The 14,151-nt window shown below is 68.5% G+C and carries 11 protein-coding genes and 1 tRNA gene; 3 read left to right on the top strand and 9 right to left on the bottom strand.

Going from position 1 to position 14,151, the window contains the following annotated elements; translation table 11 throughout:
• Positions 1-2: 2 nt before the first annotated feature.
• From ACR9FL_RS00740 to ACR9FL_RS00715, 6 genes are all read right to left on the bottom strand, one after another.
• Positions 3-1,189 (bottom strand): IS3 family transposase gene (locus ACR9FL_RS00740; RefSeq protein ID WP_138141362.1). Its coding sequence is split into 2 segments (ribosomal slippage): positions 3-928 and positions 928-1,189, totalling 1,188 coding nucleotides; the frame shifts between segments, so codons are not numbered across the junction.
• Between the two features lie 136 nt (positions 1,190-1,325).
• The gene (gene lpdA, locus ACR9FL_RS00735; RefSeq protein ID WP_436356737.1) at positions 1,326-2,747 is read right to left on the bottom strand and encodes a dihydrolipoyl dehydrogenase; all 1,422 of its coding nucleotides are present in this window, start codon (positions 2,745-2,747) and stop codon (positions 1,326-1,328) included.
• Between the two features lie 188 nt (positions 2,748-2,935).
• Positions 2,936-3,100: a hypothetical protein gene (locus ACR9FL_RS00730; RefSeq protein ID WP_436356736.1), complete on the bottom strand. Its 165-nt coding sequence runs from the start codon at positions 3,098-3,100 to the stop codon at positions 2,936-2,938.
• A gap of 48 nt (positions 3,101-3,148) precedes the next feature.
• The gene (locus tag ACR9FL_RS00725; protein WP_436356735.1) at positions 3,149-5,245 is read right to left on the bottom strand and encodes a TonB-dependent receptor plug domain-containing protein; all 2,097 of its coding nucleotides are present in this window, start codon (positions 5,243-5,245) and stop codon (positions 3,149-3,151) included.
• Positions 5,246-5,472: 227 nt separating this feature from the next.
• Positions 5,473-5,547 (bottom strand) — tRNA-Gly (locus ACR9FL_RS00720).
• Positions 5,548-5,822: 275 nt separating this feature from the next.
• Entirely contained in the window at positions 5,823-6,605 is a 783-nt protein-coding gene (locus tag ACR9FL_RS00715) for an SDR family oxidoreductase (protein WP_296173297.1), read from the bottom strand.
• Between the two features lie 55 nt (positions 6,606-6,660).
• On the opposite strand from ACR9FL_RS00715, the gene ACR9FL_RS00710 reads away from it, so the two are divergent.
• On the top strand, positions 6,661-7,068 hold the full coding sequence (locus ACR9FL_RS00710; protein WP_296173294.1) for a YkvA family protein: 408 nt from the start codon (positions 6,661-6,663) through the stop codon (positions 7,066-7,068).
• Between the two features lie 124 nt (positions 7,069-7,192).
• Here the strand turns inward: ACR9FL_RS00710 and ACR9FL_RS00705 are convergent, their stop codons facing one another.
• On the bottom strand, positions 7,193-7,939 hold the full coding sequence (locus tag ACR9FL_RS00705; protein WP_296173292.1) for a 2OG-Fe(II) oxygenase: 747 nt from the start codon (positions 7,937-7,939) through the stop codon (positions 7,193-7,195).
• The gene (locus ACR9FL_RS00700; RefSeq protein ID WP_436356734.1) at positions 7,936-8,937 is read right to left on the bottom strand and encodes an NADPH:quinone oxidoreductase family protein; all 1,002 of its coding nucleotides are present in this window, start codon (positions 8,935-8,937) and stop codon (positions 7,936-7,938) included. Before ACR9FL_RS00700 ends, ACR9FL_RS00705 begins: the two co-directional genes overlap by 4 nt.
• 109 nt (positions 8,938-9,046) lie before the next feature.
• Here ACR9FL_RS00700 and ACR9FL_RS00695 point away from each other — a divergent pair, with 109 nt between their 5' ends.
• Positions 9,047-9,922 carry an isoaspartyl peptidase/L-asparaginase family protein gene (locus tag ACR9FL_RS00695; RefSeq protein WP_297932876.1) on the top strand — a complete coding sequence of 292 codons (876 nt, stop codon included), beginning with the start codon at positions 9,047-9,049 and terminating at the stop codon, positions 9,920-9,922.
• 281 nt (positions 9,923-10,203) lie between these two features.
• Positions 10,204-13,059, top strand: coding sequence for a M16 family metallopeptidase (locus ACR9FL_RS00690; protein ID WP_436356733.1), 2,856 nt, complete (start codon positions 10,204-10,206; stop codon positions 13,057-13,059).
• A gap of 255 nt (positions 13,060-13,314) precedes the next feature.
• On the opposite strand, the gene ACR9FL_RS00685 is transcribed toward ACR9FL_RS00690, so the two are convergent.
• Positions 13,315-14,142: a S1 family peptidase gene (locus ACR9FL_RS00685; protein WP_436356732.1), complete on the bottom strand. Its 828-nt coding sequence runs from the start codon at positions 14,140-14,142 to the stop codon at positions 13,315-13,317.
• Between the last annotated feature and the right edge of the window lie 9 nt (positions 14,143-14,151).

The following is a 14,151-nucleotide window of genomic DNA, read 5'->3' as shown; positions in this document are numbered from 1 at the left end:
TTTCATCCAGCGGCGACCAGAGTCCTTGGGTTAGTTACGCCTCGCAGCGTGGGATGAGCAACAGGCCGGACCGCGCAGCTTTCATCCTGCGCAGCGGGTCGGCCTGTTGCGGTCAGACTGGCGGCAAAAGCCTCCGGGGTGAGGTAGCCGATCGATGAATGCGGCCGGCGGGTGTTGTAGTCCAGCGCCCAGGCGGCGACCTTCTGGCGGGCGTGGTCGAGGCCGAAGAACAGGCTTTCGTTCAACAGTTCGTCGCGCATCCGCCCGTTGAAGGATTCCACAAACCCGTTCTGGGTCGGCTTGCCCGGCGCGATGTAGTGCCAGTCGACGCCTTGATCCTGCGCCCAGGCCAGGATGGCCGTGGACGTAAACTCCGTGCCGTTGTCGCTGACGATCATGGCAGGACGGCCCCGCCGAGAGATCAGCGCTGTCAGCTCTCGCGCGACGCGGCGTCCCGAGATCGAGGTGTCGGGGATCGCCGCCAGGCACTCGCGGGTGACGTCGTCGACCACGTTGAGAATGCGGAAGCGGCGGCCCGTGGCGAACTGGTCGTGCACAAAGTCCAGCGACCAGCGGGCGTTCGGCCTGGCCTCGACCAGGATCGGCGCCCGCGTGCCTATGGCGCGACGACGTGAGCGGCGCTTGCGCACCGTCAGGCCTTCCTCGCGATAGAGCCGGTAGATCCGGTTCTTGCCCGAGGCCTCACCCTCACGTCGCAGCAGCACGAACAGCCGCCGATAGCCGAACCGTCGCCGCTCCACAGCCAGCGCGCGTAGCCGCTCCCGCAGCGCCGTGTCCGGCTGACGGCAGGAGCGATAGCGCACCGATTTGCGATCGGCCTTGATGATGGAGCAGGCCCGCCGCTCGCTGACGCCGAACGCCGCCTTCAGATGGGCGACGGCCTGGCGCATCGCCGCGGGCCTTACCACTTTTTTGAGAGCAGATCATTCAGCGCCGCCTTGTCGAGCATGGCGTCGGCCAGCAGACGTTTCAGCCGGCCGTTCTCGTCTTCCAGGGCGCGCAGGCGCTGGGCGTCCGACACGCTCATCCCGCCGAACTTGGCCTTCCAGGCGTAGATCGTGCCCTCCGACACGCCGTGCTTGCGCGCCAGCTCGCCCGCTTTGGCGCCGGCCTCGTTCTCCCGCAGGATCCCGATGATCTGCTCTTCCGTGAATCTCGCTCGTTTCATTCCGTCCGTCCTTTCAAGGGCCGGACTCTAGCTCCGCGTGGAGGAAATTCTCAGGGGCACGTCACCGCCCCCAAACGAAACGGCGCGCCCCGTGCGGAGCGCGCCGTTCTGGTTTCCAGCGAGAAGCCGAAAAGCCTTAGGCCTGCATGGTCCAGCCTTCGACGCCCATGGCCGCCTGGCGGACGGCTTCCGAGCGGGTCGGGTGCGGGTGGCAGGTGCGGGCGATGTCTTCCGACGAGCCGCCGAAGGCCATGGTCATCGAGGCTTCGCTGATCAGTTCGCCGGCTTGCGGGCCATAGATGTGGACGCCCAGCAGCTTGTCGGTCGCGGCGTCGGCCAGGACCTTCACGAAGCCGTCGGTCTCGTGGTTGATCTTGGCGCGGCTGTTGGCGGCGAAGGGGAACTTGCCCTTCTTGTAGGCGACGCCCGCGGCCTTCAGCTGCTCCTCGGTCTTGCCGACCCAGGCCACTTCCGGCGTGGTGTAGATGACCGACGGGACCAGGTCATAGTCGACGTGGCCCGGCTTGCCGGCGATCAACTCGACGGCGGCGACGGCGTCTTCCTCGGCCTTGTGGGCCAGCATCGGGCCGTGGGTCACGTCGCCGATGACCCAGACGCCGGGCGCCGAGGTCTTGAAGTGGTCGTGGCCGACGAAGCCGCGCTGGTCCGGCGTGACGCCGACCGTCTCCAGGCCCAGGCCCTCGGTGTAGGGGCGACGGCCGATGGCGACCAGGACCACATCGCCCTTGAGGGTTTCAGCGGCGCCGCCGGCGGCCGGTTCGACCGTCAGTTCAACGCCGTCCTTGACCGACTTGGCGCCCGTGACCTTGGTGCCCATGCGGAAGGTCATGCCCTGCTTGGCCAGGCCGCGCTGGAAGGCGACGGCGACTTCGCTGTCCATGCCGGCGCCGACCTTGTCCAGGTATTCGACGACGGTGACTTCGGCGCCCAGGCGGCGCCAGACCGAGCCCAGCTCCAGGCCGATCACGCCCGCGCCGATGACGATCATGTGCTTGGGCACCTTGGGCAGGAACAGGGCGCCGGTCGAGTCGATGACCTTGCCCTCTTCGAAGGCGACGCCCGGCAGCGGGGTCGGCTCGGAGCCGGTGGCGATGATGATGTTCTTGGCGTCATAGGTCGTCTTCGAGCCGTCGGCGGCCTCGACCTCGACCTTGCCCAAAGTCCCGTCATGGCCGGCGATGCGGCCGCGGCCCTTCAGCCAGTCGACCTTGTTCTTCTTGAACAGGAATTCGATGCCCTTGGTCAGGGCCTCGACGCTGTCGTCCTTGGCCTTGTGCATCTGGCCCAGGTTCAGCTTGGGCTTCACCTCGATGCCGATGCCGGCGAAGTCCTTGCCGGCGGCCTCATACAGTTCCGAAGCGTGCAGCAGCGCCTTGGAGGGCATGCAGCCCACGTTCAGGCAGGTGCCGCCCAGGGTCGAGCGCATCTCGACGCAGGCGACCTTGAGGCCCAGCTGGCCGGCGCGAATGGCGGCGTTGTAGCCGCCCGGCCCGCCCCCGATGATCACCACGTCGTAGGTCTGGGGGGCGTCGGCCATGGAAGTCCTCTGATCGGTCTGGCGCTGGGAAGGAAGCGGCGCGGACACTAGCGCCGACCCCGGCGGGGTCAACCGCCAGGCTCCATATAGGCCCGGATTGCGCCGGGGGCCATGCCGACCAAGGCCGAAGCCGAAACGCAAAGGGCCGGGCGTCGCCGCCCGGCCCTCCCTTGTCGATGTCAGCCGCCTCAGAAGGCCATGCGGGCGACCAGTTGGAACCAGGGGCCGGCGGTCTCGGTCTCCAGTTCATACTCGTCGTAGTCGCGACCGATCTGATCCTCGATGGTGTTGAACTTGTCGAAGATCTCGTCCTTCGACGAGTCGAGCAGGTTCGAGCCGGTCAGACGGACCACGACGCGTTCGCCGATCTGCTTCTCGACGAAGACTTCCAGGTCGCCGCCTTAGGTGGTGACGACCTCCTCGCCGACCATGCGGCTCTTGGCGTCGCCCTGCTTGCGGTAGGTCGCGCCGAAGGCCGCGCCCCAGGTCGGGATGTCGTGGGTGAAGCCGACGTTGAAGACGTAATCCGACTGGGCGTTGAAGCGACGCTTGCCCATGAAGTCGTCCACCGAGCTGTCCAGCCAGGAGTAGTTCAGGAAGACCCCGGTGTTTTCCATGCCGATGAAGTCCAGCGGCGTGGAGAGGTCGAACTCGGCGCCCCAGACCTGGCCGTCGCCGACATTGCTGGCGGTCAGGACATAGGAGACCAACTCCTCGGCGGCTTCCTCCTCGGTCGCGCCGTCGTCGATGGCGTCTTCGTAGTCGTCCTGGGCCTGCTCCGAATAGACCCCGGTATTGGTGATCTCGATCAGGTCGGTGACGTCACGGTAGAAGAAGTTGATCCCCACCACGCCGCGACGACCCAGACGACGCTCGTAGCCGAGATCCAGCCCCCAGGCCTTTTCGGGCTCCAGGTTCGGGTTGCCCAGGAAGTCGTTGTCGCCATATTCGCCTTCCAGCACGGCCGGCGAGATGAAGTCGAAGTTCGGACGACGCACGGTGCGGGCGACCGAGGCCGTGATCCGGTCCGCATCGCTGAGCGCCCAGCGAACGCTCGCCGACGGCAGCAGGACGCCGTAGTCCTTGCTCTGCACGCGATCGGCGGCGGCGACGGTCTCGTCCGTGATCGTGACGTCCGTGGTCTCGTAACGGAGGCCCGCCTCCCACTTCAACGCGCCGTTCTCGCCCGACAGCATGACATAGGGGTCGAGGCGCGTTTCCTCGATGGTGCTGAGGCCGCCGGCCACGGCTTCGAAGTCGCCGTAATCGCTGTCAGCCAGCGGGCGCAAGGCGGTCTCGTTCTCGACCTCGGCCTCGGACTCAAGGATGGAGGTGTCACGGTCCTTGCGCGCATACTGCAGGCCGAACTCCAACTGGGCGGCCGACAGTTGGATCTTGTGCTCCAGCGCCGCCTGCCACTCATTGTCCTGAATGCGGCTGCGGACCTTGGTTCCTTCGATGACCTCGTCGCCGATGTCGATCTCTTCTTCCAGCTCGTCCTGGGCGTCGTCGATGGCCGCGTAGCCCAGCTTGAAGGTCGTCTGCCCGCCCAGCATGTCGCGACGATAACGGCCGTTCACCGCCCAGTTGTCGGTCAGGATGTCGAGCGGGTTGCGGCTCATCTTGGCGATGTCGTCGACATTGCCTTCATCATATTCGATCGAGTTCTCGTCCTGGACCCGGTCGGTGCGGACGAACAGGCCGTCCAGCTTCAGCTCGCCGCCGGCCAGCGGCATGTCATACGACAGGTTGGCCGAGTAGTCCGTGCCGTCGCGGACGTCGCTCTGGGCTTCGGTGTCGGTCAGTTCGCCGTTCGGCTCCTTGAACCGCTCGCTGAACTTCTGCTTGGGATTGCGGCGATCCTGGATATTGCCGCCGATCAGCAGACGACCGGGGCCGACCTGGCCGCCCCAGACGGCGCCATAGGTCCCGCCCCACTGGCCGTACTCGCTGTCGTCCCAGTTCAGGGCGCCCAGGCGCACATAGCCGCCGTCCAGCGCCAGAGCGTCGCGCAGCACGATGTTGATGGCGCCGGCCACCGCGTCGCCAGAACGGTTGGCCGACGACGAACGCACCACCTCGACCCGTTCGATCAGTTCGGCGGGGATACGGTCGACGAAGAAGGACCGGTCCAGATTGGCGCCGGGCACGCGCTCGCCGTTGATCAGGATCTGGGTGTAGGCGGAATCCAGGCCGCGCATTCGCACGCCGTCGGATTCCAGAACATCGGACAGGAAGGTCACCGAAGGCACGCGCTTCAAGGCGTCGCCGGCGGTCAGCGGTTCAAAGCGCTGGAAATAGTCGAGATCGTAGGACAGGGTCGGCACAACGGCGTCGGTGCGGTTGCGCATCGCCGGCTCGCCCGTGACGATGACCTCGGACAGGGCCGTGACCGGGCCGTCGTTATAGTCCGGCGCCCGGACGACTTCTTCGGCGCTGACAGCGCCGGCGATGGCGAGAGGGGCGACGGCGGCGCCCAGCAGAAGACCCAGCTTCATTTGTCTTGTTCCCCGATGAAACCGGCCTGTGATCAGGTCGCGGTTTGTCGAGGGCGCTCGCTAACGGGATGCGGCGACGCAGACGCGACGATTTCGCGAAGAGGATTCGCCAGTTTGCGGACCGTCAGACGACAAATCGTCTGAAAACTGATCATTCTGGAAAAGACGGCCTGAAACGCGAAACGGGGCCCGATCTTGCGATCGGACCCCGTGTTCCAGTCTCGACATGGAGCGGGCGAGGCGATTCGAACGCCCGACCCCAACCTTGGCAAGGTTGTGCTCTACCACTGAGCTACGCCCGCACTCCGTAAGGGAACAGTGTGCTGCGCCCCGTCGAGGAGGGGCTTTTAGCCGACCCTTCTCAGAAGGCGCAACCCCCTTTTTTCATTTTCCCGTTTTCCGCTGCATTTTTTCGAATAGCCCTGAAATTTCAAACGCAAACGACCCCCGCAACCTCCCCGACAGGAAGGCCGCGAGGGCCGCCGGAAACAGGCTCTACGGATCAATCCCGCGCACGGCCCCGCTCAAGCAGCGAGGCTCCGCGAGCCGAGCGTAGCGGCCTCAGCCGCGCTGAATATCAGCGCGGCGCCAGACGGATGGCGCCGTCCAGACGGATGCATTCGCCGTTGATGTAGGTGTTCTCGGCCAGGTGCAGGGCCAGGGCGGCGTAGTCGGCCGGCGTGCCCAGACGCTTGGGGAAGGGGATCATGGCGGCCAGGGCGTCCTGCACCTTCTGGTCCATCCCGGCCATCATCGGCGTCCACATGATGCCGGGCAGGATGGTGTTGACCCGCACGCCCTCGTTCATCAGGTCGCGCGCCACCGGCAGAGTCATGGCGTAGACGCCGCCCTTGGACGCCGAATAGGCGGCCTGGCCGATCTGGCCGTCCTGGGCCGCGACGCTGGCCGTGTTGACGATCAGGCCGCGCTCGCCGTCCTCGCCGGGCTCCAGCGTCACCATGCCCGCCGCCGACTGCGACAGGACGCGGAAAGTGCCGAACAGGTTGATCGAGACGGTGCGCTCGAACTGGGCCATGTCGTGGGCGCGCGGTTCCTGGGTCTCGCGATTGCGCGACACGGTCTTCTGGCCGGTGGCGATGCCGGCGCAGTTGACGGTCAGGCGCTCCTGGCCGTGGGCGGCGCGGGCCTTGGCGAAGCCGGCGGCGACGCTCTCGTCCGAGGTCACGTCCACCTTGCAGAAGACGCCGCCGATGTCCTTGGCGATGACCTCGCCGCGTTCCTCGTTCAGGTCGAACAGGGCGACCTTGACGCCCTTAGCCGCCAGGGCGCGCGCCGTGCCCTCGCCCAGGCCCGAGGCCCCGCCCGTCACCACCGCCGCAATCGAACCGTCGAGTTTCATGAAGATCGTCCCTATATTCTGGTGAACCGAGTGTCTGCGCGAGGATTTAGCGGCCATGACCGCCAAAGCCAAACCTGCTTCCCCCACCGAGGCCATCGATCCTGAAAAGGCGCTGGTCCCCACGGTGCAGAGGGTCAACGAAATGCGCGTCAGAAAGGGCTTCTGGCCCAAGCTGCGCAGCACCGCCTCGCGCATCCCCTTCGCCGGCCAGGCCCTGGCCGCCTGGTACGCCACCCAGGACCCCAAGACCCCCATGGCGGCCAAGGGGGTCATGCTGGGGGCCCTGGCCTATTTCGTCATGCCGGTGGACGCCATCCCCGACATCTTCGCCGGCATCGGCTTCACCGACGACGCGGCGGTCATCGCCGCCGTCCTGGCCACGCTGGGCGCCCATGTGAAACGCAAGCACCACGAACAGGCCGAGGCGGCGCTGAAGCGCGTCCGCGACGACGCCGAGAGCTGAGAGCATCCGTCATCCCGGAAACGGCGCAGCCGTTATCCGGGACCGCCCAAGACGCCGACGTCGAGTGTGTGGCGGTCCCGGCTCTTCGCCTGCGGCTTCGGCCGGGATGACAGGGGTGGAATATTCAGCCGCGCTCCAGCGGCTTGGCCCGCCACCAGCCGGTGACCGAATAGCGCGGCCCGCCCGCGAAGGGCGCGACCGTCGAAACCGCGTGCATCTGCGGCACCGCAAAGACGTTCAGGGCGCCGAAGCTGGGCACGAAGGTCTCGGTGATGTCGCCGCCCTCGTCGAGAAACTGCAGCAGACCGCCCCACTCCGCCCGCCAGCCCGGCGAGAGATTCAGCACATAGGCGTAGAGGCGCTCGGTCTTCGGATTGGCGTCGCTGTGGCGGTTGAGGAAATGCCCTGGCAGATAGCGCGTCACCTGGCCGTCGGAAAAGGCGATGCGGTCGTCGCCGGTCAGACGTCGGGCGAAGTCCAGGAAGGCCTCGGTGTTGAACAGGTCCAGCAGGTCGAACAGGATCTGCGGCGTGGCCGCCCCCGCCTCCCGCGCCGGCCCCAACCGCAGGCGGTCGAACAGGAACTGCAAGCCCTCGGTCGCCCCGGCATAGGCCTGCTGCGTCACATGGGCCTGATCTTCAGGCGAGGCGGCGTCCAGCGTCGCCACCGGAATGTCGGCCCCCAGAGGATTGAGGAAGGTGCGGACCCAGGGCTGCTCGGGCGCCAGGACCGCCGCATGCAGGGCCTCGGCCCCGTCGCCGAACAGGCGGGGGACACGGGTGCGGCCGGTGCGGGCCAGACGCTCGGCGGCGGCGGCGAAGTCCGCCTCGCCCACCGCCAGTTTCAGAGCCGGATCGAGAAGACGGGTCATTCGTCGGTCGTCACGACGATCTTGCCCATGGCCGTCCGGTCGCCCAGGGCCTTGATGGCGTCGTGGGCGTCCTCCAGCGGATAGGTGCGGCTGACGCGCGGCTTGATCTTGCCGTCCTTCCACAGCTGCATCAGCTCGGCCATGTTGGCGGCGTGGGCCTTGGGATCGCGCGCCACCGCCGCGCCCCAGAAGACCCCGATCACCGACACCGACTTCAGCAGGGTCAGGTTCAGCGGCAGGGACGGAATCCCCGCCGGGAAGCCCACCACCAGATAGCGCCCGCTCCAGTCCATCGCCCGCAGGGCCGGCTCGGCGTAGTCGCCGCCGACCGCGTCATAGACCACGTCGGCGCCGTCGCGGCCCGTGGCCAGCTTCAGCTCGCCCGACAGCGACTTCTGCGCCGCCTTGTCCATCGGCCCGGACGGATAGATCAGGCCGTTGTCGGCCCCCAGCTCCAGGGCGAACTCCACCTTGTCATTGGTCGAGGCGGCGGCGACCACGCGCGCCCCCATGGCCTTGCCCAGTTCCACCGCAGCAGCGCCCACGCCCCCGGCCGCGCCCAGCACCAGCAGGGTCTCGCCCGGCTGCAGGTTGGCTCGGTCCTTCAGCGCGTAATAGCTGGTGCCATAGGTCATGGTCAGGGCGGCGGCTTCCTCGAAGCTCATACCGTCGGGCATGGGGATCAGGCTGGAGGCCGGAACCGCCAGACGCTCGACCAGACCGCCCCAGCCCGGCACGGCGATCACCCGGTCGCCCTTGAACACGCCCTTGACGCCCTCGCCCACGGCGTCGACCACGCCCGCCACCTCGGCGCCCGGCGCGAAAGGCCGCTCGGGTTTGAACTGGTATTTGTCCTCGATGATCAGGGTGTCGGGATAGTTGATGCCCACGGCCTTGACCTCGATCACCACCTCGCCCGGCTTGGGCGTGGGGTCCATGACCTCCTCGACGACAAGGCTATCAGGGCCACCGACGGCCTTGGACAGGACTGCGCGCATACTGGTTTCTTCCGTAATCCCCCGTCGGGCCATGGCGCCGACACGATTGCGACGCTAATCAGCGCGCGGCCCGATGCAAAGAGGCCGAACGGACTTTCAGGAGACGACCATGGCGCGAACCGCCCTCATCCTCCACGGCGGCGCCGGCGCCCGGCGCGAGCGCAACTACGACGCCGAGGTCGTGCACATGCGCGAAGTGGTCGAGGCCATGAAGGCGCGACTGGACGCTGGGGCCTCGGCCGTGGACGTGGCCGTCGAGGCCGTGGTCATGCTGGAAGACTCCGGCCTCTATGTCGCCGGTCGCGGCGCCTCGCCCAACCTGGCCGGGGCCTATGAGCTGGACGCCAGTCTGATGGACGGGGCTTCCGGCAAGGCCGGCGCCGTGGCCGCCCTGCAGGGTTTCCGCAACCCGGTCGTCGCCGCCCGCGCCGTCATGGACCGCACCCCCCACGTCATGCTGGCCGGCGAAGGCGCCGCCCTGTTCGCCCATGATCAGGGGCTTGAGCCCATCGGCGACGAGGAGGCCTGGTTCACCCAGGCCGGCCAGGGCGAGGACAACCACCCGCCGGGCACGCTCAGCCACGGCACTGTCGGTTGCTGCGTGCTGGACAGCCAGGGCCGTCTGGCTGCCGCCACCTCGACCGCGGGCGTCTTCGGCAAGATGCCGGGCCGCGTCGGCGACACCCCCATTCCCGCCGCCGGCACCTGGGCCGACGACCACGCCGCCGTCTCCTGCACCGGTCAGGGCGAGTATTTCATCCGCGTCGCCGCCGCCGCCCGCACCGCCTTCGGCGTCGCCGCCGGCCAGTCGCTGGCGGACGCGGCCCAAGCGACCATCGATCGCATCGGCGGCCTGGGCGGCGACGGCGGCCTGATCGCCCTGGATCGCGAGGGCAATATCGTCGCCCCCTTCAACAGCCAGGGCATGAAGCGCGCTTGGCTGACCACCGACGGCGAGGTCGGGGTCGAGGTGTTCGGGCGCTAATGCGCTCCGCCCTCCCTTCCCCCTCGATGGGGGAAGGGCCGGGGTTGGGGGTGAGGTCGCGACGCTGAAGGTGAAGCCCACGAAGCGCGTCGGCGTCTCTGCCCCCCCTCTCTCAAAAACCAACTGCCGACACCCCCACCCAACCCTCCCCCATCGAGGGGGAGGGCTTGCACCCCCGCGCTTCATTACAGAGCCGTAAGGTGCGCGGCGGGTTTCGGCCCTGATAGGGTCCGGCCGACCTGCCCCCGGCGCGGCCGGCGGGCGACCGGAACCTGACGCCCATGAAGACCCGCCTGATCCTGACCGCCTGCGCCTCGGCCCTGCTGCTGGGCCTGCCCGCCGCCGCCTTCGCCGACAGCGCGCCGCCCGCGACCGCCGCCGCTGCGGCCCAGGGCGGCGTCGCCGTGCCGCCGCTGGGCTTCACCAAGCGCGTGCTGGCCAATGGCATGGAGATATATACCGCCCGCGACGCCTCGACCTCGAACGTCACGGTCCAGGTCTGGTATCGCGTCGGCTCCAAGGATGATCCGGCGGGCCGTTCGGGCTTCGCCCACCTGTTCGAACACCTGCTGTTCAAAGCGACGAAGAACATGCCGTCCGAGACCTTCGACCGTCTGACCGAGGACGTCGGCGGCATGAACAACGCCTTCACCGCCGACGACGTCACCGCCTATTACGAGGTCGTCCCGGCCAACCACCTGCAGCGCATCCTCTTCGCCGAGGCCGACCGCATGGGCTCTCTGGTGGTCGATGAGGCGACCTTCGTCTCCGAGCGCGACGTGGTGAAGGAGGAATACCGCCAGCGGATTCTGGCCAGCCCCTACGGCCGACTGTTCGGCCTGTTCACGCCCGAGACCATCTATCAGGACCACCCCTATCGCCGCCCCGGCATCGGCTCGATCGAGGAACTGAACGCCTCGACCCTGGACGACGTGCTGCGCTTCCACGCCACCTACTACCGGCCCGACAACGCCATGCTGATCGTGGCCGGCAACTTTGATCAGGCCCAGTTGGACGCCTGGGTGAACGAATACTTCGCCCCGCTGAAGCGCCCGGCGACGCCCATGCCGGTCAATGACGTCAAGGAGCCTGAGCCGACCGGCCCGCGCACCGCCACCTACTACGCCCCCAACGTGCCCCTGCCCGCCGTGGTCCTGGCCTGGAACACCGTGGCCTATCGTGACGCCGATCGCGCAGCCCTGACCGTGCTGGACGGGGTCCTGTCCACCGGCGAGTCGAGCCGCCTCTATCGCTCGCTGGTCTATGACAAGCAGATCGCGGCCTCCATCGGCTCCAACCCCGATTTCGCCCAACAGGCCGGCAACCTGACCGCCTACGCCATCATGGCCGACGGCCAGACGGTCGACGCCGGCAAGAGCGCGCTTGAAGCGGAAATCGCCCGCCTGCGCGACGCCCCCATCACCGCCGCCGAACTGAGCGAGGCCAAGAACGAACTGGTCGCCAACGCCCTGCGCGGCCGCGAAAGCATCGACGACCGCGCCACCACCCTCGGCATGGCCCTGATCATGACCGGCGACGCGACCGCCGCCGACCGCGAGATCGCCGAGATCCAGGCCGTCACCGCCGCCGACGTGCAACGCGTGGCGCGTCGCTATCTGACGCCGCAGCGCCAGATCACCATCAACTACCTGCCCGCCGACGACGAGCACCCGGCCAGCGTGCAGAAGATGAACGTCGACGCCCCCGTCACCGTGGCCGAACTGGCCCCCGCCGGTCCGGTCGCCGTCCTGCTGCCCGAAGCCGAGCGCGCCCGCCTGCCCCAGCCCGGCGCCGAGGTGGCCCCCGCCACCCCCGCCGTGGCCGACTTCCGTCTCGACAACGGCCTGCGGGTTCTGGTCGCCCCGACCCAGGGCCTGCCCCTGGTTTCGGCCCGCCTCAACCTCAACGCCGGCTCGGCCAACGACCCGGCGGGCAAACCGGGCGTCGCCTCCATGACCGCCGCCCTGCTGACCCAGGGCACGACGACGAAATCGGCGCCCGAGATCGCCACCGCCATCGAACAACTGGGCGCCAGCATCGGCGCGGGCTCCGGCGCCGACTTCACCAATGTCTACGCCAATGCGCCCAAGGACGTGTTCGGCCAGACCCTGACCCTGATGGCCGATCTGGTGCGCAACCCGACCTTCGCCGCCGAGGAGTTGGAGCGCCAGCAGTCGCAAACCCTGGACGGCCTGCGCGTCGCCCTCAGCCAGCCCGGCTCCATCGCCGCCCAGTCGGTCGGCCGCGTCATCTACGGCGCCGCCCCTTACGGCGCGCCGGGAAGCGGCACCCTGACCAGCATCCCCGCCCTGACGCGCGAAGACATGGCGGTCTTCCACTCCGACCGCTTCCGTCCGTCGCAGGCCACTCTGGTCTTCTCGGGCGACGTGACCCCGGCCGAGGCCCGCGCCCTGGCGGACGAGGCCTTCGGCGACTGGCGCGACGCCGGTCCCGCCCCGGCCGCCGTCGACAAGGCGGGCCAGGCCCTGACGCCCCGTGTCGTCGTCATCGACCAGCCGGGCGCCGGCCAGGCCGCCGTCATCGCCGCCATCCGTGGCGTCAAGCGCACCGACGCCGACTACTTCCCGCTGACCCTGGGCAACACCCTGCTGGGCGGGGGCTTCTCGTCGCGCCTCAATCAGGAAATCCGCATCAAGCGCGGCCTGTCCTATGGCGCCCGCTCCTCGGTCGGCGCCCAGCAGGACGTCGGCGTCTTCACCGCCTCAACCCAGACCAAGAACGAGACGGCGACCGAGGTGGCCGACCTGATCCTGGCCGAGGTCGGCAAGCTGGGGGCCAACCCCGCGACCGAGGCTGAACTGGCTCCGCGCCGCGCGGCGCTGATCGGCGGCTTCGGCCGCTCGCTGGAGACGGTGGACGGTCTGGGCGGCCTGGTCGCCAACCTGGCCCTCTATGACCTGCCGATGAGCGACCTGGCCGACTACGCCGGCCGCGTGCGCGCGGTCACGCCGCAACAGGTCGAAGGCGCCTTCGCCGGACACCTGCCGACCGATCAGGCCAGCCTGGTCATCGTCGGCGACGCGTCCAAGTTCATCGACGCCCTGCGGGCCAAATACCCCAATGTCGAGGTCATCTCCCTGACCGAGCTGAACCTGGACAGCGCGACACTGAGGTAGGGCGCTTCTATCCTCCCCTGTCGCCTCGCGACGGGGGAGCACCGCACATCCCTTCGTCATCCTCCGGCGCAGCGCAGCGGAGACCGGGGGACCCAGCGGCGCCGAAGGCGATCTTCACCTCAAGCACAGCGCATGGTTCTGTCGCCCTACGGGCGCCGCTGGGTCCTCCGGTCAAGCCGGAGGATGACGGAGTGAGAGGCGCGCATCCTGTGGTCCCGGATAGCGGCTACGCCGTTTCCGGGATGACGGGGGGGATTACGCCGTCAGGCAGACCACCTGGGCCACGCGCAGGTCGCGCCGCAACCGATCGGCGACCTTGCCGTAGTTGTCGGTGTTGACCGGCTCGCCCAGAGCCTTTTCGTCGGCGCGCTGCTCGCCCCGGATTGCGGGAACAAAGGTGTCGGGCGCCGTGGTGTAGATCAGGCCGCGTCGCGGGGCCTCGGCGATGGTGACGCCCAGAACCCGGCCGCGCCGATCCAGCACCGGCGCTCCCGACAGACCCGACAGCGTGCCCTTCAGACCCTTGGTGCGCCCGGCCTCGGCCCAGGCCAGGACCGGTTCGTCACGCTCGCCGCGCCCTCTGATCTTCAGCGTCTCGCGGCCCAGCAGACGCGAGGCCACCTCGCCGGGATGGCCCTGGGGGAAGCCCGGATGGAAGGCGCGCTGGCCCTTGCGCAATGGCGTCCGGGTGGCGACCGGCAGGGCCGGCGGCCCGCCCTCGGTCAGCAGCAGGGCCACGTCGGCCCGCGCCGCCAACCGCACGTCAGCCGCAAGGGCCCGCCCGCCGCCGATCACCAAGGCCGGACGCGGACAGCCCTCGACCACATGGCGCGCCGTGACCCAGCGCCCGTCCCCGGCGATGGAGAAGGCGGTGCCCGACGAGGGCTGGAAGGGAATATCGGGAGCGATGACGGTGACCGAAGGATCAAAGGGCGTCACCGGGCCCAGCAGGGGGCCATGCGCCTCGTCGTCCTCGGGCAGATGCGGGGCGTCGGCCTTTTCACGCCGGCCCAGTGAAACGATCAGCAGGGCGCCGATCACCGCCGCATAGATGGTCCAGTCCGGAAGGTGCGGGAAGCGCATGGCGCCGCC

The organism is Brevundimonas sp. CEF1, from assembly GCF_051353055.1.
Taxonomy (GTDB): domain Bacteria; phylum Pseudomonadota; class Alphaproteobacteria; order Caulobacterales; family Caulobacteraceae; genus Brevundimonas.
This window is presented reverse-complemented; position numbering and strand designations above follow the sequence as displayed.

What these genes read in the sequence shown, in the direction of transcription:
- ACR9FL_RS00690 (WP_436356733.1), top strand. Translation starts at nt 10,204, where the DNA reads ATGAAGACCCGCCTGATCCTGACCGCCTGCGCCTCGGCCCTGCTGCTG.
- lpdA (WP_436356737.1), bottom strand. Translation starts at nt 2,747, where the DNA reads ATGGCCGACGCCCCCCAGACCTACGACGTGGTGATCATCGGGGGCGGG.
- ACR9FL_RS00715 (WP_296173297.1), bottom strand. Translation starts at nt 6,605, where the DNA reads ATGAAACTCGACGGTTCGATTGCGGCGGTGGTGACGGGCGGGGCCTCG.
- ACR9FL_RS00725 (WP_436356735.1), bottom strand. Translation starts at nt 5,245, where the DNA reads ATGAAGCTGGGTCTTCTGCTGGGCGCCGCCGTCGCCCCTCTCGCCATC.
- ACR9FL_RS00710 (WP_296173294.1), top strand. Translation starts at nt 6,661, where the DNA reads ATGACCGCCAAAGCCAAACCTGCTTCCCCCACCGAGGCCATCGATCCT.
- ACR9FL_RS00695 (WP_297932876.1), top strand. Translation starts at nt 9,047, where the DNA reads ATGGCGCGAACCGCCCTCATCCTCCACGGCGGCGCCGGCGCCCGGCGC.
- ACR9FL_RS00705 (WP_296173292.1), bottom strand. Translation starts at nt 7,939, where the DNA reads ATGACCCGTCTTCTCGATCCGGCTCTGAAACTGGCGGTGGGCGAGGCG.
- ACR9FL_RS00700 (WP_436356734.1), bottom strand. Translation starts at nt 8,937, where the DNA reads ATGCGCGCAGTCCTGTCCAAGGCCGTCGGTGGCCCTGATAGCCTTGTC.
- ACR9FL_RS00685 (WP_436356732.1), bottom strand. Translation starts at nt 14,142, where the DNA reads ATGCGCTTCCCGCACCTTCCGGACTGGACCATCTATGCGGCGGTGATC.